At 30.0% G+C, this 21,174-nt stretch carries 24 protein-coding genes; 10 read left to right on the plus strand and 14 right to left on the minus strand.

The window, feature by feature from the left end; genetic code table 11:
* Window positions 1-10: 10 nt before the first annotated feature.
* The 8 genes from ABD011_RS03870 (at window position 11) to ABD011_RS03905 (ending at window position 7,272) form a co-directional block, all read left to right on the plus strand.
* Entirely contained in the window at window positions 11-925 is a 915-nt protein-coding gene (locus ABD011_RS03870; protein WP_129759361.1) for a geranylgeranylglycerol-phosphate geranylgeranyltransferase, read from the plus strand.
* 75 nt (window positions 926-1,000) lie between these two features.
* A complete protein-coding gene (locus tag ABD011_RS03875; RefSeq protein WP_131506071.1) occupies window positions 1,001-1,870 on the plus strand; it encodes a pseudouridine synthase in 870 nt (289 codons plus the stop codon).
* Between the two features lie 396 nt (window positions 1,871-2,266).
* Window positions 2,267-3,667, plus strand: coding sequence for an arginine decarboxylase (locus tag ABD011_RS03880; RefSeq protein ID WP_129759359.1), 1,401 nt, complete (start codon window positions 2,267-2,269; stop codon window positions 3,665-3,667).
* Complete coding sequence (gene speB, locus ABD011_RS03885) at window positions 3,657-4,598, plus strand: agmatinase (protein ID WP_129759358.1); 942 nt, start codon at window positions 3,657-3,659, stop codon at window positions 4,596-4,598. Before ABD011_RS03880 ends, speB begins: the two co-directional genes overlap by 11 nt.
* A complete protein-coding gene (locus ABD011_RS03890; RefSeq protein WP_129759357.1) occupies window positions 4,588-5,562 on the plus strand; it encodes a deoxyhypusine synthase family protein in 975 nt (324 codons plus the stop codon). Before speB ends, ABD011_RS03890 begins: the two co-directional genes overlap by 11 nt.
* 2 nt (window positions 5,563-5,564) lie before the next feature.
* Window positions 5,565-5,885 carry a hypothetical protein gene (locus ABD011_RS03895; RefSeq protein WP_129759356.1) on the plus strand — a complete coding sequence of 107 codons (321 nt, stop codon included), beginning with the start codon at window positions 5,565-5,567 and terminating at the stop codon, window positions 5,883-5,885.
* Window positions 5,886-6,079: 194 nt separating this feature from the next.
* A complete protein-coding gene (locus ABD011_RS03900; protein ID WP_129759355.1) occupies window positions 6,080-6,493 on the plus strand; it encodes a VOC family protein in 414 nt (137 codons plus the stop codon).
* On the plus strand, window positions 6,493-7,272 hold the full coding sequence (locus ABD011_RS03905) for an RMD1 family protein (protein ID WP_129759354.1): 780 nt from the start codon (window positions 6,493-6,495) through the stop codon (window positions 7,270-7,272). Before ABD011_RS03900 ends, ABD011_RS03905 begins: the two co-directional genes overlap by 1 nt.
* A gap of 2 nt (window positions 7,273-7,274) precedes the next feature.
* On the opposite strand, the gene ABD011_RS03910 is transcribed toward ABD011_RS03905, so the two are convergent.
* Window positions 7,275-8,087, minus strand: coding sequence for a purine-nucleoside phosphorylase (locus tag ABD011_RS03910; RefSeq protein WP_129759353.1), 813 nt, complete (start codon window positions 8,085-8,087; stop codon window positions 7,275-7,277).
* Window positions 8,088-8,279: 192 nt separating this feature from the next.
* Between ABD011_RS03910 and ABD011_RS03915 the strand changes: the two genes are divergently transcribed.
* Together ABD011_RS03915 and ABD011_RS03920 are read left to right on the plus strand one after the other, a co-directional pair.
* Window positions 8,280-8,882, plus strand: a complete 603-nt coding sequence (locus ABD011_RS03915) for a peroxiredoxin-like family protein (RefSeq protein ID WP_131506068.1) — start codon at window positions 8,280-8,282, stop codon at window positions 8,880-8,882.
* 426 nt (window positions 8,883-9,308) lie between these two features.
* The gene (locus ABD011_RS03920; RefSeq protein ID WP_343795941.1) at window positions 9,309-9,848 is read left to right on the plus strand and encodes a hypothetical protein; all 540 of its coding nucleotides are present in this window, start codon (window positions 9,309-9,311) and stop codon (window positions 9,846-9,848) included.
* Window positions 9,849-9,918: 70 nt separating this feature from the next.
* On the opposite strand, the gene ABD011_RS03925 is transcribed toward ABD011_RS03920, so the two are convergent.
* The 13 genes from ABD011_RS03925 to ABD011_RS03985 all read right to left on the minus strand — a co-directional run bounded on the left by ABD011_RS03925 (window position 9,919) and on the right by ABD011_RS03985 (window position 20,630).
* Window positions 9,919-12,087 (minus strand): peptidase domain-containing ABC transporter, encoded by a 2,169-nt coding sequence (locus ABD011_RS03925; protein ID WP_343795943.1) that lies wholly within the window; start codon window positions 12,085-12,087, stop codon window positions 9,919-9,921.
* A gap of 36 nt (window positions 12,088-12,123) precedes the next feature.
* Window positions 12,124-12,642, minus strand: a complete 519-nt coding sequence (locus tag ABD011_RS03930) for a peroxiredoxin family protein (protein WP_343795945.1) — start codon at window positions 12,640-12,642, stop codon at window positions 12,124-12,126.
* Complete coding sequence (locus ABD011_RS03935) at window positions 12,639-13,067, minus strand: hypothetical protein (RefSeq protein WP_343795947.1); 429 nt, start codon at window positions 13,065-13,067, stop codon at window positions 12,639-12,641. Before ABD011_RS03935 ends, ABD011_RS03930 begins: the two co-directional genes overlap by 4 nt.
* A 145-nt stretch (window positions 13,068-13,212) precedes the next feature.
* Complete coding sequence (locus ABD011_RS03940; RefSeq protein WP_343795949.1) at window positions 13,213-13,839, minus strand: hypothetical protein; 627 nt, start codon at window positions 13,837-13,839, stop codon at window positions 13,213-13,215.
* Between the two features lie 226 nt (window positions 13,840-14,065).
* Window positions 14,066-14,293: a hypothetical protein gene (locus ABD011_RS03945; RefSeq protein ID WP_343795951.1), complete on the minus strand. Its 228-nt coding sequence runs from the start codon at window positions 14,291-14,293 to the stop codon at window positions 14,066-14,068.
* A 29-nt stretch (window positions 14,294-14,322) separates the two neighbouring features.
* Window positions 14,323-14,532 carry a hypothetical protein gene (locus ABD011_RS03950; protein WP_343795953.1) on the minus strand — a complete coding sequence of 70 codons (210 nt, stop codon included), beginning with the start codon at window positions 14,530-14,532 and terminating at the stop codon, window positions 14,323-14,325.
* A gap of 717 nt (window positions 14,533-15,249) precedes the next feature.
* Window positions 15,250-15,474, minus strand: coding sequence for a hypothetical protein (locus ABD011_RS03955; RefSeq protein WP_343795955.1), 225 nt, complete (start codon window positions 15,472-15,474; stop codon window positions 15,250-15,252).
* Window positions 15,471-15,797: a hypothetical protein gene (locus tag ABD011_RS03960; protein ID WP_343795957.1), complete on the minus strand. Its 327-nt coding sequence runs from the start codon at window positions 15,795-15,797 to the stop codon at window positions 15,471-15,473. Before ABD011_RS03960 ends, ABD011_RS03955 begins: the two co-directional genes overlap by 4 nt.
* A gap of 2 nt (window positions 15,798-15,799) precedes the next feature.
* The gene (locus ABD011_RS03965; RefSeq protein WP_343795959.1) at window positions 15,800-16,543 is read right to left on the minus strand and encodes an ABC transporter ATP-binding protein; all 744 of its coding nucleotides are present in this window, start codon (window positions 16,541-16,543) and stop codon (window positions 15,800-15,802) included.
* A gap of 1,045 nt (window positions 16,544-17,588) precedes the next feature.
* The gene (locus ABD011_RS03970; protein WP_343795961.1) at window positions 17,589-17,900 is read right to left on the minus strand and encodes a hypothetical protein; all 312 of its coding nucleotides are present in this window, start codon (window positions 17,898-17,900) and stop codon (window positions 17,589-17,591) included.
* Between the two features lie 380 nt (window positions 17,901-18,280).
* Window positions 18,281-18,487 carry a hypothetical protein gene (locus tag ABD011_RS03975; RefSeq protein ID WP_343795963.1) on the minus strand — a complete coding sequence of 69 codons (207 nt, stop codon included), beginning with the start codon at window positions 18,485-18,487 and terminating at the stop codon, window positions 18,281-18,283.
* Between the two features lie 60 nt (window positions 18,488-18,547).
* Window positions 18,548-18,742 carry a hypothetical protein gene (locus ABD011_RS03980; RefSeq protein WP_343795965.1) on the minus strand — a complete coding sequence of 65 codons (195 nt, stop codon included), beginning with the start codon at window positions 18,740-18,742 and terminating at the stop codon, window positions 18,548-18,550.
* A 1,378-nt stretch (window positions 18,743-20,120) separates the two neighbouring features.
* Window positions 20,121-20,630, minus strand: coding sequence for a MepB family protein (locus ABD011_RS03985; RefSeq protein WP_343795967.1), 510 nt, complete (start codon window positions 20,628-20,630; stop codon window positions 20,121-20,123).
* Window positions 20,631-21,174: the final 544 nt, after the last annotated feature.

Raw genomic sequence — 21,174 nt, forward strand, 5'->3', positions numbered from 1 at the left:
CTTTATTCTTATGCTAACCAGAAAACAAAAACATATACTACTTAAGTTTTTCAGTATGTTTTCTGTGATTAGAGGCTATAACATTTTGGTTGTAGTAATTGCGCAGTATTTAGCATCCATTTACATTTTAGCACATGATAAACCAGTAAAGGAAGTCGTTTTAGACCTTAATTTATTAATGCTTGTACTTGCATCGGCAGCTGCTATTGCTGGAGGTTATATTATTAACAATTTCTACGATTCTGAAAAGGATTTAATCAATAGGCCAAGAAAAACAATGTTAGACAGATTAGTGAGTCAAAACACGAAGCTATCATTCTATTTTGTGCTTAATTTCATTGCTGTTATTATGGCTAGTTACGTGTCATTTAGAGCGGTAGTATTCTTTTCGGTGTATATTTTTGCAATTTGGTTTTACTCTCATAAATTAAAAAAGTTACCGTTTATTGGTAACTTGGTTTCTGCTATTTTAACCATTACACCTTTCTTTGTCATTTTTGTATACTATAAAAACTTTGAGCACGTAGTTTTTGTGCATGCTATGTTTTTGTTTTTAGTGATTTCTATGCGCGAGCTTACAAAAGATTTAGAAAATCTTCAGGGAGATATGGCTCAAGACTATCATACTATTCCTGTGGTGTATGGCGAAAAAGCTTCAAAATTAATGCTCACTGTTTTAAGTGTTTTGACATTAGTACCTACGCTGCTGCTAATTTTTCAGTATCAAGTAGGAAAAATGAGTTATTACTTTTATGTAAGTATTGTGTTGCTTTTAGTGTTTGTTGTAATGCTATGGAAATCAAATTCAAAATCACAATACTTAATTCTTCATAATATTTTAAAGCTTATTATAGTTTTAGGAGTCATTAGTATTCCTTTGATTGATATTGGCTTAGTACTTAATAAAATCACTTTTATTCGATAAGCAATAATTTATCGTATATCTTTGCAGCAAAATTTAGTTTAATTAATACAATTTCCGTTTTAACGGAATAAAGATATGAGCAGAAAGCAAGGTACAGGAGGAAGCAAAAGACCATCAGGTAGAGGACAAAGACACAACCAAGGAACTCGATCTGGAAGAGGAGGAAACAACTCTGGAGGAAAAAGCTATGCAAGAGGAAATGCTCCTATGAAAAAGAAAAACACCACAAAGGCGTCAGCAGATGAAATACGCTTAAATAAATACATTGCCAATTCAGGGATGTGTTCTCGTCGTGAAGCTGATGAGCATATTGCAATTGGTTTGGTAACTGTAAATGGAAAAGTAGTTACCGAAATGGGTTATAAAGTGCAACTTGATGACGATGTGCGTTATGATGGAGCACGCATAACACCTGAGAAAAAAACATATGTTTTACTTAATAAACCTAAGGGTTTTGCTACAACCACAAGCGAAGGCAAAGGACGTACAGTAATGGATTTGGTAGCAAATGCAACTAGCGCACGTATTAAACCTATTGGACGTTTAGGTAGAAACTCAACAGGATTATTGTTGTTTACCAATGATGAAACTGTGGTTAAAAAATTCACCAATTCTAAAAATGGTGTAACACGCTTATTTCAAATAGAACTAGATAAAAACTTAAAATTTGAAGACTTAAAAGCTATTCAAGATGGTTTAAAGGTTGACGGAAAAGAAATATATGTTGAAGAAGTTAGCTATATTGAAGGTGAATCAAAAAATCAAATAGGGTTAAAAATTAAAAATACAGGAAACACAGTAATAAGAACCATCTTTGATCATTTAAAATATAATATCATTAAAATTGATTGTGTAGCGATTGCACATCTTACCAAAAAAGACATTCCTCGCGGTCACTGGAAGCACCTTACAATTCAGGAAATCAACACCTTAAAGATGTTGTAGTTAAAAAGTTTAAAAAAAATAAAAAAAAACTTTTTTTATAAAAAAAATGTATTTCATTTGCAGTGCATTTAGCTGAACAAATTGAAATCTGTTTTTACGTTCGGGTTTTTGAACATCAGGAAGTCATATTCAAAAACTGCTTATAGGTTAAGTAACCGAATTTTAGAGCTAACTTCCGCTTACTACATCGTTATGAGCCAACATTTGTATGGCTTCATTCCTACAACCCATCCTCAAATACAAGTTTGATATACATTAATTTGTTGTTATCTTAATGTTGAATTCCAGAATAATTCACATTTTTAAATTTTAAAACATAATGTAACCAATTGATTTTGCTATTTTATATGGCATTATTGATTAACTTGTCTCAAAAGAGTAAAAACAAACAAAAACATGAATACTAAATACATTGATTTAATCAATCAATCTTTTTATTTTCCTCAAGAGGAGTTTAAACTTGAAAATAACCATTTACAATTCCATGATATCGATTTAAAACAATTAATCGAAACTTATGGAGCTCCTTTAAAATTCACCTATTTACCGCAAATATCAAATAACATCAATCGTGCAAAAACATGGTTTGATAATGCGATAAAAAAACATAATTATCCAGCAACATATAACTATTGTTACTGTACAAAAAGTTCTCACTTTAAGCATGTGCTTAACGAGGCTTTAAAAAATGATATTCATATCGAAACCTCTTCGGCTTTTGATATTGATATCGTTGAAAGCTTAAAGAAAGCTGGAAAAATTACAGATAAAACCTATGTGATTAGTAATGGGTTTAAGCGTTCTCAATACGTCACCAATATTGCTAGACTAATTAACGATGGTCATAAAAACTGTATTCCAATTATTGATAACTATGAAGAGCTAGATTTACTTTCAGAAGAAATTAAAGGCAAGTTTAAAGTAGGAATCCGTATTGCATCAGAAGAAGAGCCTAAATTTGAGTTTTATACCTCAAGATTAGGGATTGGTTATAAAAACATTGTGCCATTTTATAAAAGTCAAATTCAGGATAATAAAAAGGTAGAACTGAAAATGCTTCACTTTTTTATTAATACAGGAATTCGTGATAATGCGTATTACTGGAACGAGCTTTTAAAATGTTTAAAAGTTTACATTAGCTTAAAAAAGATATGTCCAACCTTGGATAGCTTAAACATTGGAGGCGGATTTCCAATTAAAAATTCGTTGGCATTTGAGTTTGATTATGAGTATATGGTAGATGAAATCATCAACCAAATTAAAATTGCTTGTGATGAAGCAGATGTTGAGGTGCCACATATTTTTACCGAATTTGGTAGCTTTACTGTAGGAGAAAGTGGAGGAGCAATCTATGAGGTGTTGTACCAAAAGCAACAAAACGACCGTGAAAAGTGGAACATGATTAACTCTTCTTTTATCACAACATTGCCTGATACTTGGGCAATAAACAAGCGCTTTATTATGCTTCCAGTAAACCGTTGGAACGATAGTTATGAGCGTGTGTTGTTAGGAGGATTAACTTGTGATAGTGACGATTATTACAATAGTGAACAGCATATGAATGCTATTTACTTGCCAAAATATAACAAAGAAAAACCCTTGTATATTGGCTTCTTTAACACAGGAGCATATCAAGAAACCATTGGTGGATTTGGAGGTTTGCAACACTGCTTGATTCCGTCGCCAAAACATATTTTAATTGATAAAGACAACGATGGAAACATCACAACAGAATTATTTAGTGAACAACAAAAAAGTGAAGACTTACTTAAAATTTTAGGTTACCATGAGCAATAAAACGTATGCTGGAATTTCAGAAGAATATTCCAAATTAGACAGTTCAAAAATTGTTTTAATTCCTGTGCCTTACGATGGTACAAGTACTTGGCAAAAAGGTGCCGACAAAGGTCCTGATGCCTTTTTAGATGCTTCTGAAAATATGGAGCTTTATGACATTGAAACCGATACTGAGGTTTACAAGCAAGGTGTGTTTTTAGCAGATGCAATTACTGAAAGCGCATCACCAGAAGCTGTAGTTGATGCTGTACATGAAATGACTAAAAAGTATATTAAACGCAATAAGTTTGTAACCCTTTTTGGTGGAGAGCATTCTATTTCAATAGGAAGTATTCGTGCGTTTAACGAGTGTTTTGATAACTTAACAGTATTGCAAATTGATGCACATGCTGATTTGCGAAAAGAGTATGAAGGTTCAAAATGTAACCATGCATGTGCAGTTTATGAAGCAAGTCAAACTACTAATTTAATTCAAGTAGGTATTCGCTCAATGGATGTTATGGAGAAAACAGTTATGGATGAGGACAAAACCTATTTTGCTCACGAAATGGCTGAAGATGACAACTGGATGGATTCTGCAATAGATCAAATGACAGATAACGTATTTATCACGTTTGATTTAGATGCTTTTGACCCATCAATTATGCCAAGTACAGGAACACCTGAACCAGGAGGATTATTCTGGTACGAGACACTAGAATTCTTAAAGCAAGTATTTGCTGAGAGAAACGTAGTAGGTTTTGATATCGTTGAGTTGTGCCCAAATAAAATTGATAAATCATCAGACTTTTTAGCTGCAAAGCTGTATTATAAAATGTTAACCTATAAATTCTTAAATGAAGATGTAGATGATGATTATGACAATAATTTTAGCGATAACAGCTCAGGAATAAATAAATTTTCTAAATTTAATGACGAGGATGACAACTAAAGGACACATATCACAATTTATTGAAAAGTATTATTTGCACTTTAATGCAGCAGCATTAGTTGATGCAGCAAAGGCTTACGAAGACCAATTAAACTCAGGAGCAAAAATGCTGGTGTCTCTTGCAGGAGCTATGAGTACAGCAGAGCTTGGGAAGATTTTTGCTGAAATGATTCGTCAGGATAAAGTACATATTATTTCTTGTACAGGAGCCAATCTAGAAGAAGACATCATGAACTTGGTTGCGCACTCTCATTACGAGCGTGTACCAAACTATCGCGATTTAACACCACAACAAGAGTGGGATTTGTTAGAGCGAGGTTTAAACCGAGTAACTGATACATGTATTCCTGAAGAGGAAGCTTTTAGAAGATTGCAAGAGCATATTTTTAAAATTTGGAAAGATGCCGAAGAAGCTGGAGAGCGTTATTTTCCGCATGAATTTATGTACAAGATGTTATTGAGTGGTGTACTTGAAGAATACTACGAGATAGACTTAAAAGACTCTTGGATGTATGCAGCAGCAGAAAAGAATTTACCAATAGTTGTTCCTGGTTGGGAAGACAGTACTATGGGTAACATTTTTGCGAGTTATGTATTAAAAGGAGAGCTTAAGGCAAGTACTATGAAATCAGGTATTGAGTACATGACGTTTTTAGCCGATTGGTACACTGATAATTCTGAAAAAGGAATTGGTTTCTTCCAAATAGGAGGAGGTATTGCTGGCGATTTCCCTATATGTGTGGTGCCAATGCTATACCAAGATATGGAACGTACTGATACACCTTTCTGGAGTTATTTTTGTCAAATAAGCGATTCAACAACAAGTTATGGGTCGTACTCAGGAGCTGTCCCAAATGAAAAAATCACTTGGGGAAAATTAGATATTAACACACCAAAATTTATTATAGAAAGTGATGCTACTATTGTTGCGCCACTTATATTTGCTTACCTACTAGATATGTAATTATGAACAAAAAAGACAATCTTAAGCGCGTAATTGTTGATTTTAAAAAATTAACACCAGAAATTTTAGCATTGTTAGTTGAAAAATATCCTGATGGTTATGATGATGACCACGTTATATCTTTCAAAAATGCTAATAACGAAATTGTTGAAGCTGTAGAAGTAAGTACTGAAGACACTAAGTATTTAGTAAAAGTAAGTACTAAATTAGCTGTAACAATGGAGAATTATGATGAAGATGATTATGAAGATTATGACGATGATGATCCAGAAGCAGTACAAGAACCTGAAATGGACCAAGAGGCTGACTCTGACGAGGATTAGTCACACACTACAGTTTTGATGTTTTAGAACAGATCTAGTCTGAAAAATAGCATATACTTAAAAATGAAGTCGCCATATTTTGGCGACTTCTTAAATTCTTCACCAAAATTATCTATCAAAAGGCTTAATTCATTTTCTTCAAACTTAGTTGAGCGTATTGAAAAATAAACTAAATTTATGTAAAATATAATGTTATGTCGGCACATTTTCATTTAGCATTACCATGCTTAAGTATCAGTGAGACAAAGGCTTTCTATGTTGATAGTCTTGGTGCTCAGGTAGGACGATCAGCACAAAACTGGGTTGATATTAATTTGTACAATAATCAAATTACATTTACTAAAAGTGGTCCTTTTAATTTTGATTGTCAAAGCTATTCTTTTGGAGGTGAAATTTTACCATCCTTTCATTTCGGAATTATTTTAGAGCAGCAAAAATGGAAAACGCTTTTAAACACCTTAAAGTTTAGAAATGTTCCTGTTCAATCTGAAGTTGATTTTTTAATTGAGAAAGTAGGAGAACATCATTCGTTTTTTCTAAAAGACCCAAACGATTATACTGTAGAGTTTAAATCGTTTACTAACCCAAGCGAGATTTTTAAATATTAATGTATACCGTTTTTGCTTACCAAGTGTCTAGCTTAATACAAGTTAGAGAAGGAAAAAATAACTTTAAATGGGAGTTGCTTTTTTCTGATAGTGATGAGCTTTTTTATAGCTATTCAAAAGAAAAATTCATCTATATTTTTCAATATGGAATGGTGAGTTTTTTTAATATGACTACCAACGAAATTAATGCAGCATTAGATGAAATAAAACCGTTTTGTAAAGACTTCTTTTCCGACAAAATTTCTGAAGATGTACAAATCTCAATTCAACCCAATACATTAAAAGTGGAGTTTGAAAAAGTCATTTTACCTGAAATTGATGAGGAAATGGTGCGATTGGTGATGTTGAATGCATCACAGTCTGTAGCGTTGGATAACTATTCTGAAATTACCGAAGAACTTTTAATTGAAACCAACCAACATACTCTTTATCTTGAAAATAAAGGGAAGTTGGATATTTCTGGAAACAAGCTAAAGCGCTTTATTGGTAAAGTACTCAACATAAAAAATAAAATTTCAGAAAACCTGTATATTTTCGATTCACCAGAAATAACTTTAGAAAACGAGCAATTAAACAAGTTAAATCACGATTTAAAGCAATCTTTCGACTTAAAAGACAGATATAGATTAATCCATGATAGAATAGAGATTATCAAAGAAAATCTAGAGCTTTTTAAAGACATAATGGATCACAAAGAAAGTAGTAAACTAGAATGGATTATTATTATCCTTATTCTTGTTGAGGTGGTTGATATGTTTATTGCAAAACTGTTTTTTTAAATCTAAAGCGATTGTATTAACCCTTTAAAAAGTGTAATCATATTTGGTTCAGCTATTGCAGCTGTAGCTATAATGTCATCAATGGCTACAGCTTCTAAATTGTCAGGATCACATTCGTCAGTCAGTACAGAAATTGCTGCAACTTTAAGGTTGAGGTGATTAGCAACTATTACTTCTGGTACAGTACTCATACCTACTGCATCAGCACCAATAATTTTTAGCATTCTGTATTCAGCTCTTGTTTCTAACTGAGGGCCAACAACGCTTGCATAAACACCTTCGTGTAACGTAATGTTGTTGGTTTTAGCTATAGATTTAAAAGTATTGTTTATGGTTGCGTCATAAGGTGCACTCATATCAGCGAATCGTTCGCCCAAAAGCGACACGCCTTTAAAGGCTAGAGGAGAGCTACCTTGAAGATTAATATGATCGTCAATAAGCATTAATTCACCTTTTTTGAAATTGAGATTAATAGCACCAGAAGCATTAGAAACTAGTAAAGTGGTGATGCCTAACTTTTCCATAACACGAACTGGATAAGTTACGTCTTGTAACGTGTAGCCTTCGTACAAGTGAAAACGACCTTGCATAACAATAACTTTTTTACCTTCAAGCTCGCCAAAAATTAATTTGCCTTTATGAAACTCAACTGTTGCTGTTGGAAAATTAGGAATGTGATTATAGCTTACTTCTTTAAGAATAGTAATTTCATCTAAAAGCATACCTAAGCCAGTACCTAGTATAATTCCTATTTCAGGATTAATAAATCCTTTATCTTTTAAGTAGTCAACGGTCTCGTTTATATAGTTTATCATAATTGGTTTTTAAATCGTTAACACAAAAATAAGTGAAATGTATTTAAAAATTGTAAGGATTATTAATTGCGTTAGACCAAGATGCAAAACTTAATGATAATGAAATATCCATAACAATTAGGTTACTAATCAACCAAAATGGGATTAGGGTATTTTATTTCACCATTGTAAAACACATAAATAAAAAAACAAATGAAAAACACACTTTTAGTTTTGTTAACTGTATTAACAACATTTAGCCTTAGTGCACAAGTACCAGAAAAAGCAGAAGACGTAAGTCCTTTATTGGTAGGGGAAACAATCCCAAATGCTAACTTAATTGATAAGAATGGTGAAGAAATTGCTCTGAAAAAAATCATTAAAGAAAAACCAACTGTTTTGGTGTTTTATCGTGGAGGATGGTGTCCTTATTGTAACACACAATTAGCTTCTTTAGCTGAATCTGAATCAGAAATCTTAGAATTGGGTTACCAAATAGTAGCAGTAAGTCCTGATAACTACAAAAATTTAGCACCAACAGGAGAAACTAACAAAGTAGGTTATAGCCTTTATGCTGACCCTGAAGCAAAACTTATTCAAGCAACAGGAATTGGTTTTAAAACTCCAGGAATGGCAGTGTCGTATATTGAAAAGAAAACAAAGATGGAAGCAACTGAGATTTTACCAGTTCCAACGGTTATGATCTTAAATACATCTGGTGATATTTTATTTGAATACATCAATCCTAATTATAAAACAAGATTAAGTAAGGAGTTGCTAGTAGCTTCTTTAAAAGCTTTAAAAGCTGATATGTAATTAGGTTTCATACCCTTTAAAACCGAAAAACCCTGACACTTGTGTCAGGGTTTTTTTGTGGTGGAGCATAAGGGACAAAAGTCGAACTATTTTGAAGGGGATCTCGCTCAAATAGGTCAGAATTATAATGAATAAAAGAATATTTTAAATTATCGAACTATATTATTAAATTCGTAGTATCTAGTTTATATATAATATGTAAAAAAAAAATTAAAATAAGCGTTAGCTGTTATTCTTATTTCGAAAACCGCCAGTTTTTAAAACCACAAGAGTAACAAATACTAATGCTCATGCTTATGGCGTGGGTTAGTACTTGTTTGTGGTAAGGTATCTGGCGGTACCTCGAAATAGATAAGGTTAGAAACCCCACGCTTATTTATTTTTTAATCTTCGCTTAGGGGTTTGGTGTTTTAAAATATTTTTATAATGAACCTAATTAAAAAAAACTTAATAATTATGGTATTACTGTATACCACAGTAGTATTTTGTCAAAGAAAAAAAGACTTGATAAAAGAAATTCAGTCATATGAAAAAGGTATTGTGAGCAATGCTTCTTTTAATAATGATTATCAGGAAGTTTGGGACGCTATTTATATAATAGCTACAGAAGAATACAATACAATAAGAAGAGAATCTGAATCTCGAGGTTATATTGAAGCATTACAAGAAAGTGACACCTTTAAAGAAGAAATGACTATTGAAATTAGGGGGAATGAATCTTCATATAGGGTGTCATTTCAAGTTAGGCAAGAAAAAAGATATAAAAATTTCGATGGAACTTATACAGATTGGAAAACATATAACTCCTCTACACTTAAAAGGTATTATTTTAGATTACAGAAGAGACTTTATGTTCTTTTGAATGGATCCATAGAACTACCTTTAGAGCTCAGAGATAAAATTGATAAATATAACTCTGAGCAGTCAAATGAGCGTAAAAAGGTCTTAAAGGGTAGGGATTATTAAATTTTAACATCATTGTAATAGTGTTTTTCTGTTTTGATAAATAGAAGTATAACGTAATTTAATTTCTATTTCACAGTTCTTTCCAAAATTCGCTATAAAAATTTTTGGTTTCCATTAATTGATTATGATTTCCAAAGTCAGTTATAACTCCATTTTCCAACACATAAATTTGGTCAGCAATTTTTGGTAGAGAATGTAATCTGTGTGAAATAAATACAATAGTCAATTCAGATTTTAGTTTGTTTAATAAATCTAAAACAAACTGTTCCGTTTTTCTGTCCATTGCAGAGGTGAATTCATCTAATAATAAAACTTTTGGTTTTTTGTATAAAGCACGCATTAATGCAATCACTTGTTTTTGCCCACCTGAAAGATTAATACCTTCTTCTCCAAGAATGGTAGCATAACTTTGAGGTAAAGTATTTATAAATGTTTCAAAACCGTAATCTTGACAGAATTTCACAATATTTTCGGGTGCATCCTCTTTTCCTAAAAGAATGTTGGCTACAATATTTCCTCCAAAAATGGTAACCTCTTGTGGTACAACACCTAAAATATTACGCCAACTTTCAGTTTCTAAATCTGGAAGATTAGTTTGATTATTGACCATTATAGACCCATTTTCAATAGGATAGAATTTTTGAAGTATTTGTCCTAAAGTACTTTTTCCGCTACCGCTTTCGCCAACTATGGCAATGCACTCATTTTTAGATATACTAATATTTATGTCTTTTAATAATTGACTTCTACCAGCAAAACGGAAAGAAAGGTTTTTAATTTCAAGAGAACTAAAATCTGAAATTTCTGTTGTTCCTTTTTGCTCTTTATCCATTGATGCAAACTCATACATGCGGTCAAACGCTACTTTGGCTTCATTAATTGGAATCGTTATTAAAGCCAAACTTGCAACGGATGGCAATAAACTTCCTGCAACACCTAAAACAGCCATTAGCTCTCCTAAAAGCATTGTTTCATTATAAACCTGTATTGATGTGTAAACCAATATGCCTATTAAAAACAATACACTAAACACACCAGAAAAAATCGATAAACGTACATTTATTTTACCAAGGTTAAAAGCTTTTTCTTGAAAATTATCATAGATAAGGGAGTTAATTTTTTGAAAAATGTTTTGTCTGTTATTATTTTTTATAGTAGCAATACCTTGCATAGAGGTAATGTAATTGCTTTCGCTTAAAGCATAACCTTGCATAACCTCTTTTTGTGATTTAATAATCCGTTTATTAAAACTATAAATGAGCACAAAATAAAAGGGCAAACTTACAAAAGCTATTAAGCCTGTTTGCCAGGAATAATAAAATAAGAAGCCTAAAGAAACAACAGTTACTAAAGCGTTAATAACAACATTACCAACGATTGTTTTTATAACACGTTGCACACGTTGGGTGTCATTCAATCGAGCCACGAGTTCGCCAATTTTACGAGTATCGAAAAAAGGTTTGGGTAAATAAAGTAAAGACGAATAAAAACTATCGATTATACGGTTATTAAAGTCTTTGGTTTGACGTATTAAAAAATAATCTCGTAAAGCTGTAAGCAAAACTCTAACCAACAATAGAAAAGCAACTAATATAATTCCTGTTAAGAGCTTGGTAAAATCTTTTGAGGGTAAAATATCATCAATTAATTTTTGCGAAAATAACGCCATAGCCATGCCCAAAATAGCAATGCCTAAACCTAACAAAATACTAAAGCTAATAAGCCTGTAATCTTCTTTTAAGAGGCTCAAAAACCATTGCTTTTTATCTTTTGCTTTGGTTTCTGATTTTATAAAATTATTATTTGGTGTAAGGGTCAAACATGTTTTAGACTGCCAAATGTTTTCTAACTCTTCTTTTGTGTAAGAAGTAATGCCTTTTGCAGGGTCGCCAATGATAAATTTGTTATTCTCATAGCCATAGCACACCACATAATGCTGTAAACGTTCCTCAATAACTACGTGTAATATTAAAGGTTTTTTATGATCTATAACTGCTTGTATATCTGCTTCGTTACCTTGGGCAGTAAAACCTAATGTGTTGGCTGCTTGATATAAACCCAAAAGGGTTGTGCCTTGTTTTGTAGTGCCGCTTAATTCACGTAATTTTTCTATATGGTTTGAACCACCATAGTATTGAATAAGTGATAATAAACATGCTACACCACAATCTGATTGGTCGTGCTGTTGTGTAAATGTTTGTTGTAAGAGTTTTTGGGAAATTTGATGTTTGCGTATCATAAGTAATGACTTCTCGACTGCGCCCGAAGTAACATTTTATTTATTTAAAACTTTTAAAATGGCTTTGGTATTGAGTTGCCCTTTGTGTTTTTTTATAAGCTTTTGGTCAGTATCGTAAATTAAGATGTAAGGAATACTGTTAGCATCAAATCGACTAGAAAAAGTATTAAGGTTATCATGTATGAATGTAATTTTTTGTTGATTGTTTAAATTGTATTGTTCTGCAAATTGTTTTATTGTATCTACAGGTTCTATAGATACAAAAATGAATTGGACATCTTTAAAGCTTTCTAAATTATCGCTAATGCCTTGTGCTTCGTACTGGCAAAAATCGCACTCACTATTAAAGTAGATAAAAATGATATTTAGGTTTGGTTTTAGGTTTGCTTTGGTAAATGGCTGTTGGTCTAAAGTTAAAAACTCAAACTCTGGGATGGTTTGTAATTGTTTGGCTATTTCATTTTTTTCTTGTGTACCTATAGTGACCTTATAGCCTAAAAAGGAAACAATACCCAAGACGCAAACAATTAATATAACCTTAATAGCTTTTTTCATTGCGTTAAATTTTGGGCTTTAATTCTTTCATTAATAGCATCTATTACTTCATTTAGTTTTTGCATTGATTCTTTAGAAACCAAAGTAGTATGAATACTCATTCTTGCGGTTTTAGTCTTCAAGAAATAGATTTCGGAGGTTTTAACAATGTTTTCTATGTTTTTTATCTCAAGACTATTATTGAAAAATGGGTTATCCCTTTTTTTAATAACACCATTAGAAATAGTAGTGTACCCATAGCGTTTATCACAATAAAAACTTATGAAATAAAGTACTCCCAATACCATATAGGTATATGAAAAAAAAGTTGTGTTTGAGGAAAGGATATAACCAACACCCAATAAACTCCACAATATTCCCATAGCAAAATTTAACCTCAATCTTGAACGATTATATCTTATTTTTAAATCAAATTTCTTTCTCATTTTTTTGAAACATTATGCTCATTAAATAAAGTGATGATTTTATCGATATCCTTTTGCGAGATACCATTAATGGACAATAGGAAGTACCCAAGGGCACTAATGGTATCAGAATTAATAAACCGATTAATATAAAATGCTTCAAAACCTAACTCATATTTAAGGTAAAAAACATAACACCAACAACCCAAATTAAAAGACTAACACCATAACTACTTGCAACAATAGACAATCCTTTGTCAGTTGTTTCCTTTAGCTCTTTTCCAAGAAGATAGGCTAATATAAACCAATAGGCGAATTCGAATAAATTAAGAACTTGAAAAGGGTATATAAACCAAGGTTGTAAGCCCTCGTAACCTATAATATTAATGGCTGATAACGGGTAGAAATATTGCAGATCTTCTAAAGTATAGTTGGTTTGAAAAAAGTAAAACCAAGCGGTTTTAAATACGATGACTAATAAAAAGACAAACTCTGCTTTAACAACGATGTTAAAAAGCTTTTTGTATTTGATTTCTTTACCAAAAAAGAAGCAGCCCGCATCTAAAATTGCTGCTATGATTGAAGTTTTAATCAACAATAAAATTGGAACTACTATATAACCGGTGTACTTCCATTTATCTTTAAATTCTATAACTTCTTGTAGTTGGTCATAAGTCAAACTTTCTGTCAAAGAGTTTAAAAATAAAATTTCTGTATTCAAAATTAATTCGGAAAAAAAACCTATCAACAGAGTCAATGCTATCAGAAACATTAAATAATATTTATTACTCATTAACTATTGATTTTTCTTTATAAAAACCTATAAATATAAAAGCTAAAGCTAATATAATATAGCAAAAAGCTTTAACATAATTGTTTAATACTAATACATCTACAAAATCTAAAATTATAGAAATCAAGGCTATAATCATAAATACTATTATTATTCTTTTAATCATAATATCTTACTTTTAATTAAAGCAGCTGCTTATTTGACAAAGCAGCTGCTATTATTGAAACTAGTTATTTGCTATATAATTCGCAGCACAACCTACAGCAACTACAGCAGCAGCTCCAAGAACCCAACCAACGGGATTCCATAAATTAGATACTGCACCTGCGGTAATCGCAGCTAGATTACCTCCAATAGCATAACCACCCCCAACAGTAGCTACACCTGCACAAAAACCACCTACAAAATCTCCTCCTTTAACATTTTCTAATTCGTTTAATTCTAATGTTTTCATAATATTTATTATTTAAAGTTTATACTCAATTAATTCCAATTATTATCTTGACAATTATCAATCGCCACAAGACCTCCTCCCCACATCCATCCGATAGCTACAATGGCAAGACCTACTCCACCAGTTGCTCCTGCAATGACGCCTAACATTACTGCTGAACCAACAACAGCGCCTAATCCAGTGCCGCAATCTGTTCCACCATTTAATTTTTCCATTTGATTTAATTCTAATGTTTTCATAAAAAATAGTTTTTAAATTAAAAAAATAAACCCAGAACACTTCTGGGTGGGTAAATATAATTTAACATAAAGCAATTAAGATAATGAGATGTAATAAGTGGTTGATTTAGCGAATAAGTGGTAGGATTGATGTAATAAGTGGTTTTAAAAATAGAAAGTATTTATAGTTTTATTATGATAGCGTGGGGGTTTTTTGTATTTTATTGCTTTACCAAAAAAGAAACAGCCAATATTTAATATTGCAGCTATAATCGATACTTTTAATAACAAAATTAAAGGTAAAAGTAAATCTGACAACCATTCCCACTTATTTTGAAAATTTAAGATGTTTTCTACTTGTGAAAGAGTAAGCTCTTACATTAAGATTTCATAAATTAATTCATCTAAATTTATAACATACTTGGAAATATGTATAAAGCTTAAGGTGTATAAGCTTAATATTAAAAATATTAAATAGTTGTTTTTCAGAATAATTAAATTTAGTTCGAAATTTTACCAATTAAAATCATAGCATATAAAAGTGATAAGGTTAATAATATTACCATTAGATTTTTGAATATGTTTTCATCGAAAGAAAAGTATAATAAAACTGTTATTAATACACCGACTATACCGGTAATTGTTTTTTGTTTATTTTTCATTGTTTTGAGTTTTAAAGGGCTAATTATTTAATCAGTTCAATTTAAATTTAGTCAAAAGTGTTATAAGCCGTCCATCCTACACACCCATTTGTAAAGCAGTAAAAATACTAGAAGATATTGGTCCACCTATTGCGAGTAAACCTAATCTAACTCCAATACTTGCACCCCCCCCCCCAACGGCAATACAAACTCCAGTTACGATATCTGAAGCATCGCCACTAGAAATATTCTCTAATTCTTTAGATAGATAACCTAAAAACACAGTGATTAAGATTAATATAAGAAATAAGTAACTCATCATATAGTAAACTCTTTATTTAATTTTTTAATCAACTTATTGACGGTCTTGACATTTCTATTAAAGTTTACGGTTACATCTGTTAAATTTGTTGAAGTTATTATTAATTTAGTTTTATCTGGATCTTCGTTTTCAGCATCAATAATTATAATTACTCCTGCTGGGCCAAAATTTGCACTTACATTTTTGGCGACTAAAAATGTTTTTTCCTCATTAATATATTGAACATTATAAAACATTTTTTTTATGATATTTATACAGATTTCAAATACTTTGTTAGTCGATTCAGGTATTATTATATTTTCAGAATATTTATCTACTCCCATTTTTATATTAGCCAATTTAAATTACTATTTTCATTATTACTTTTAGAAACCTCTCCTTTTAAATCATTTTTTAGTTCTTCCATAGATTTATAAGAACTTTTATTGATAGTCTTTATCAATTTTCCATTATCAATAATCAAATATTTGTCACATATATCAATCACTAAATCTATATGATGAGAAGTAATAATAAGTGTCTTACTATTGCTTAAATTAATTAAGAGTTTTTTTAAAACTTCCAAAGTTGAAATATCTAAATTGACAAAAGGTTCATCATAAACCAACAATTTAGGGTTATGAATTAAAGATGCAGCAATAGTGACTTTACGTTTATTTCCTTCTGAAAAAGTTGATATTGGTTTTTCTTTTTCTTCAATTCCTAACAATTCAATTAAATCATTTATTCTTTTTTTTAACGATTTTGTTTCTAATTCTTGTGAATGAAATCTAGCCACAAAATATAAGTAGTTAATAACATTAAACTCTTCAATATAATAAGGATAACTAAATATAAAGCCTGTGTTTTTTTTGTATTCATTTGTTTTGGGGTCTAATTTATCATTAAAAATAAAAATCTCGCCTTTTTCATATTTAATCAAATTTCCTAATATGTTTATTAATGTGGTTTTGCCACTTCCATTGTTGCCAATTATCCCTATTGATTCATTTTGGTTTACCTTAAAAGAAAAATTGTCTAAAGCTATTTTATTCCTATATGATTTTGTGATATTTTTAAATTCTACCATAGTTAAATAATAATATTATAAAATTACCTATTGCATGTACAAACAAAAGTAAAATAAGAAGACAGAATTTCACTACTCCAAATTCATATATGGATATATTATTTATTTTATAAAAAATTCTATAATTTTTATACCTTATTAATAATTGAGAGTAAAAAATGAAAAGAGTTATTGCTGAATTAGTGACATAAAAAACTACACTTAATCTGTTTAACCCCAAAAGGCTAATAATAAATACATATAAAAATAGAATTAAAGCAAATAGGTGTATAAATCTTTTTACAATAAGAAATTTTAATAATAAATGAAATAATGTTAAATACTTCATTAAAACCAATATTTTGAATGTTTATAAAACATTAAACAAGTGAATATAATTATCAATCCATTAATCACTATTAGCCAAAACAAATTAACACTTTCAACAAATGGAGAGACTAATGAATAGGGAATTAAATATATGATATAGTTTTTCACATTTGGAATTTGAATCGAGTTAAACATAAAAACCATTAATGTTATCAATCCGAAAATTACATTGGCAAAATTTCTTGTGTTTTTAGCCTTAAATTTTATGAAAAGAGTTATCCAAGTATAAAATAATTTTAACGAAGTTGAAGTAATAAAAATAAATATTGCATTATAAATTGCTATCTTATTTATCAGAAAAATTAAAAAAAGAATTGAGGATGTCAATAGATAGTAGATGACTTCTTTAGTTATTAAAAAGTTCTTAAATGATTCAATCAAGAATTTTCTTGCAGTAATAGGAAATATGGAGTAGGTCTGTTTGTTCTTGTATAGGTAACTAAAATGTTTTTCTGTAATCAACGATACCACAAACATCATTGAAATATCCAAAATAAAATATCCGTAAACAGATAAAATTAACTTCTCTTCATTAAAAAAATAAACCCAGAACACTTCTGGGTGAGTAAATATAATTTAACATGAAGCAATTAAGCTAATGAGATGTAATAAGTGGTTGATTTAGCGAATAAGTGGTAGGATTGATGTAATAAGTGGTTTTAAAAATAGAAAGTATTTATAGTTTTACTATGATAGCGTAGGGTTTTTTGTATTTTATTTCTTTACCAAAAAGAAAGTAGCCTGTATTTAGGATAGCTGCAATTATAGAGGTTTTGATTAAAAGAAATAATGGCAGTATAAAATAGCTAACCAATAACTGCTTTTTTTTGAGCCCTAATATGTCTTCTATTTGCTCCTGAGTTAGTTGTTCAAGAAGAGAATTGTATAATAACTGTTCAGTATCTAGAAAGAAATTGGATAGTGAGCCAATGATTAAAGTTAGAAATACAATTAAAATAAAGATGCTAAAATTTTCAAATTTTTTCATTTTTCCTTTTAGAATGTATAGTATATGCAACAAATAGACATATATAAATAAAAGAGAATAAAACTAAAACCTTGTTAAATTCAAAAACTTTAAGTGTATCTAAAGACACTATTATACTGGCACATACTGCCAATAAAATATATAATATTTTCATAATGATTATTTTAAGAAAAACTAGGAAGAGGTTACTTCCTAGTTTGCTAATCAATAATTATTGTGCTGCATTATGTAGAAAGTTGCTAGCACAAATAACTGCTAGACTACCAATAGTTATTTGTTTTGAAAAGGAATTAATTACCAATTCATCGCTTCTCAATATATCTTTTGTGGCAAATGAGAGAGTTAATTGACCTACAATTAGGATAGTTAAAGATAATTTGTTATCCATTCAAAGTTCTATTCTTTTTAGAAATTGTTATGAAAGAACTTAATGCCACTAGAAACATACTCATCATACCTATGTAAGAACCTAATCTTTCCTTTTCACTTTGCTCTCCTAATAAAATCAAGGCTAGAAAAGCTCCAAAAATAGTTATACTTAGTACAAAAATGATGCTTGGTAAGTCTTTGTTTAAAAAAGGTTTCATTTGAGTTTTCTTTTAAATTATTACTTTAAGCGAAAGATTATAATCTTCCGCTTTATATACTTATTCCATACAAGAAAGTGCTACGGCAGAAGGCGCAATAGACCAACCTGCAGCAGCTAAAACAACTGCAGCGGTACCACCTGATGCAACGATTAGTGAGCCTAAAGCTATACCTGCACCAAGAATTGCAAAACCACAACCAAGACTAATTCCACCTTCTACATTTTCCATTTGATTTAATTCTAAAGTTTTCATAAAAAATAGTTTTTAAATTAAAAAAATAAACCCAGAACACTTCTGGGTGAGTAAATATAATTTAACATGAAGCAATTAAGCTAATGAGATGTAATAAGTGGTTGATTTAGCGAATAAGTGGTAGGATTGATGTAATAAGTGGTTTTAAAAATAGAAAGTATTTATAGTTTTACTATGACAGCGTTGGGTTTTTTGTATTTTATTTCTTTACCAAAAAAGAAACACCTTACGTCTAAAATGGTAAAGCTATGATTGATGTTGCGTAAAAAGATAAAATAACTAGTGCTTCACTATTAATAATGTGTTTTGAAACAATAGCTAAAACAATAGTTGATAAATTTAAAACACCGTAATAAATAGTGTTTTTATATTTTTTCATCAGTATTTTTTTTAATGAAAAATAGAAGTATCAAAGCAAAACTATAGAGAAAATAAATGACATAATCAGCAAACCAACTTTTATATATATCCATAACTTTTAAAATTAATAATACTGACGAAACCAGCATAAAAATTATAATAAATGTGCTTTTTTTCATAATATAAGGTTGAAGAGCTAACTCAAAAGAAAGAATTAACTCTTGTTAAAAAGTTAATCATCCAAATTTACAGGCAGCTGACATAGCAAGAAAAGCAATAGAAACCCACCCGCTGGTTTACAGAAATTTGTAGCTGCACCGATAGTTAGTGTAAATTGCACCCGCAATATATACTCCGTTACAAAATGCTTCATTTCCGTCTTCTAATGTTTTCATAAAAAATAAGGTTTAGAAATTGTGAATGGCGTTATTAACTTCTAATCTTTATTTGGTTTTTTGCTGAGATTTTGTTTTAATTTTTTGTGTAGATGTCTTATTTTTAAATAGAAATATATAAGTATAGGAAGTATGATTAACTGAAAAATGATAATCATTATAAGTGTTGCTTGTGACATAGTTATATTAAGATTTTGGAGCTTTTTTTACTATAACCTTATAGTTAAGACACTCGTTTTTTTATAAAGTCACCTTTTCTAAAAAATAGTTAACATAAGTGAACAAGATATGGTAGGTATACAAGCTAGTATTAACAACGTAAAAGTATAATGTATTGTTTACGTATTTTTAAAAACAAATATAGTACCGCTATTATTAACTTATTAATATGCTTTCAGCCTGTTAAAAAGGAAATCATTGTACTTGAGGAGATATAAGTTAGATTGCTCTAAATTGAAAAAGTGTGTAGAAGTGTAGACATAAAATAGCTTGTTTCATAGTATATAAAAACAAGAGATAGTTGTTTTTATGATGCATTATACTTTAGCTTAAGTAAAGTATTAGCTCTAATATTTTACCTTTAAGCTTTTAAATATATAGTCAAAAGTGTGTTAAAATAGTTATTATGCAGTATGTTTTTTATTATATAATATATTTACTTTTTTTATGTCAGTAAAGCAATTTATGTGATAAAAATAATTCATCTGCCATTTTTGAGTTTCTTTGGCTTGTTTATTTTTAATAGTATCCCAAGTTGTATAAATTCTAAAAGCTCTTTTCCCTTCTTTATTCAGGGTTGAAATAATACCATGTTTTATGAGCACAGATTTAGGAAACACAAACTGTCCAAATTTATTTTTAGCTCTTACGTTTACTACAAAAAAATCTATTTGATCATTTTCGTCAAAAGGTTCAATTTGTCCTTTTTTGTTTCGTTTCCAAAATGTTACAAACTGACCAACTTTTTTTGGTGTTATTTTAGAGGTCCTACTTATAATATTTAGCTCGTTAAGTTTAAATGTACAAGCGTTATACTCTTTACTTTCGGATTCTATTTTAAAGTCCGAAATCTCTAGTAAGCATTTATCATAGACTTCTGCTTTAATTTGATTAAAATCTTTATTCAATTTCATTTCTCTTTATATCAATAGCTTATTAAGAGCTAGAGCTGCTTGATTGAGGAAAAAAACTACAATACAATTACTCTATGTCTTACAAATTATTAGACAGATTATTTTGGATTGTAGTATTTTATTAGGTTTTATTTTGTTCAGTTTTAATGTTTTTTATAATTAAATTAGAAATTGTAAATGGCACTAGAAATTTCTTTATTTTTTCTCACCTAGCTCTTTAGTTACTGTTTTAGTGTGCTTTTGTTTTATGTCTTTATATGTAAACCTGTATTTTAAATATAAATATATAAGTATAGGGAGCATAAGTAGCTCAAATAAAATAATAATTATAACTGTTGCGAATGACATTTAGATTAAAGGTTTAAGTGGTTGTTAAAACTTATTTAGTTGTATATGAGACACATACTTTGTGTAAAGTCACATTGGTTTTGAGAGAGCTTTAGAAATAGCTTTCAGTTTTAAAGAATATTTTGCTTGATCTAACCTCAAGTTCTATAAGTAAATAGGATATTTTAAGTAGCTTAAAAAGGTTAAAAACATCTTT

Source organism: Gaetbulibacter jejuensis, assembly GCF_039524015.1.
GTDB lineage: Bacteria > Bacteroidota > Bacteroidia > Flavobacteriales > Flavobacteriaceae > Gaetbulibacter_B > Gaetbulibacter_B jejuensis.

Coding starts and splice junctions, on each gene's coding strand:
- ABD011_RS03965 (WP_343795959.1), bottom strand. CDS start 16,543: ATGGTAGAATTTAAAAATATCACAAAATCATATAGGAATAAAATAGCT.
- ABD011_RS03970 (WP_343795961.1), bottom strand. CDS start 17,900: ATGAAAAAATTTGAAAATTTTAGCATCTTTATTTTAATTGTATTTCTA.
- ABD011_RS03905 (WP_129759354.1), top strand. CDS start 6,493: ATGTATACCGTTTTTGCTTACCAAGTGTCTAGCTTAATACAAGTTAGA.
- ABD011_RS03900 (WP_129759355.1), top strand. CDS start 6,080: ATGTCGGCACATTTTCATTTAGCATTACCATGCTTAAGTATCAGTGAG.
- ABD011_RS03890 (WP_129759357.1), top strand. CDS start 4,588: ATGACAACTAAAGGACACATATCACAATTTATTGAAAAGTATTATTTG.
- ABD011_RS03945 (WP_343795951.1), bottom strand. CDS start 14,293: ATGAAAACATTAGAATTAAACGAATTAGAAAATGTTAAAGGAGGAGAT.
- ABD011_RS03875 (WP_131506071.1), top strand. CDS start 1,001: ATGAGCAGAAAGCAAGGTACAGGAGGAAGCAAAAGACCATCAGGTAGA.
- ABD011_RS03930 (WP_343795945.1), bottom strand. CDS start 12,642: ATGAAAAAAGCTATTAAGGTTATATTAATTGTTTGCGTCTTGGGTATT.
- ABD011_RS03960 (WP_343795957.1), bottom strand. CDS start 15,797: ATGGGAGTAGATAAATATTCTGAAAATATAATAATACCTGAATCGACT.
- ABD011_RS03955 (WP_343795955.1), bottom strand. CDS start 15,474: ATGATGAGTTACTTATTTCTTATATTAATCTTAATCACTGTGTTTTTA.
- ABD011_RS03925 (WP_343795943.1), bottom strand. CDS start 12,087: ATGATACGCAAACATCAAATTTCCCAAAAACTCTTACAACAAACATTT.
- speB (WP_129759358.1), top strand. CDS start 3,657: ATGAGCAATAAAACGTATGCTGGAATTTCAGAAGAATATTCCAAATTA.
- ABD011_RS03940 (WP_343795949.1), bottom strand. CDS start 13,839: ATGAGTAATAAATATTATTTAATGTTTCTGATAGCATTGACTCTGTTG.
- ABD011_RS03950 (WP_343795953.1), bottom strand. CDS start 14,532: ATGAAAACATTAGAATTAAATCAAATGGAAAAATTAAATGGTGGAACA.
- ABD011_RS03870 (WP_129759361.1), top strand. CDS start 11: ATGCTAACCAGAAAACAAAAACATATACTACTTAAGTTTTTCAGTATG.
- ABD011_RS03985 (WP_343795967.1), bottom strand. CDS start 20,630: ATGAAATTGAATAAAGATTTTAATCAAATTAAAGCAGAAGTCTATGAT.
- ABD011_RS03980 (WP_343795965.1), bottom strand. CDS start 18,742: ATGAAAACTTTAGAATTAAATCAAATGGAAAATGTAGAAGGTGGAATT.
- ABD011_RS03910 (WP_129759353.1), bottom strand. CDS start 8,087: ATGATAAACTATATAAACGAGACCGTTGACTACTTAAAAGATAAAGGA.
- ABD011_RS03915 (WP_131506068.1), top strand. CDS start 8,280: ATGAAAAACACACTTTTAGTTTTGTTAACTGTATTAACAACATTTAGC.
- ABD011_RS03920 (WP_343795941.1), top strand. CDS start 9,309: ATGAACCTAATTAAAAAAAACTTAATAATTATGGTATTACTGTATACC.
- ABD011_RS03935 (WP_343795947.1), bottom strand. CDS start 13,067: ATGAGAAAGAAATTTGATTTAAAAATAAGATATAATCGTTCAAGATTG.
- ABD011_RS03895 (WP_129759356.1), top strand. CDS start 5,565: ATGAACAAAAAAGACAATCTTAAGCGCGTAATTGTTGATTTTAAAAAA.
- ABD011_RS03975 (WP_343795963.1), bottom strand. CDS start 18,487: ATGAAACCTTTTTTAAACAAAGACTTACCAAGCATCATTTTTGTACTA.
- ABD011_RS03880 (WP_129759359.1), top strand. CDS start 2,267: ATGAATACTAAATACATTGATTTAATCAATCAATCTTTTTATTTTCCT.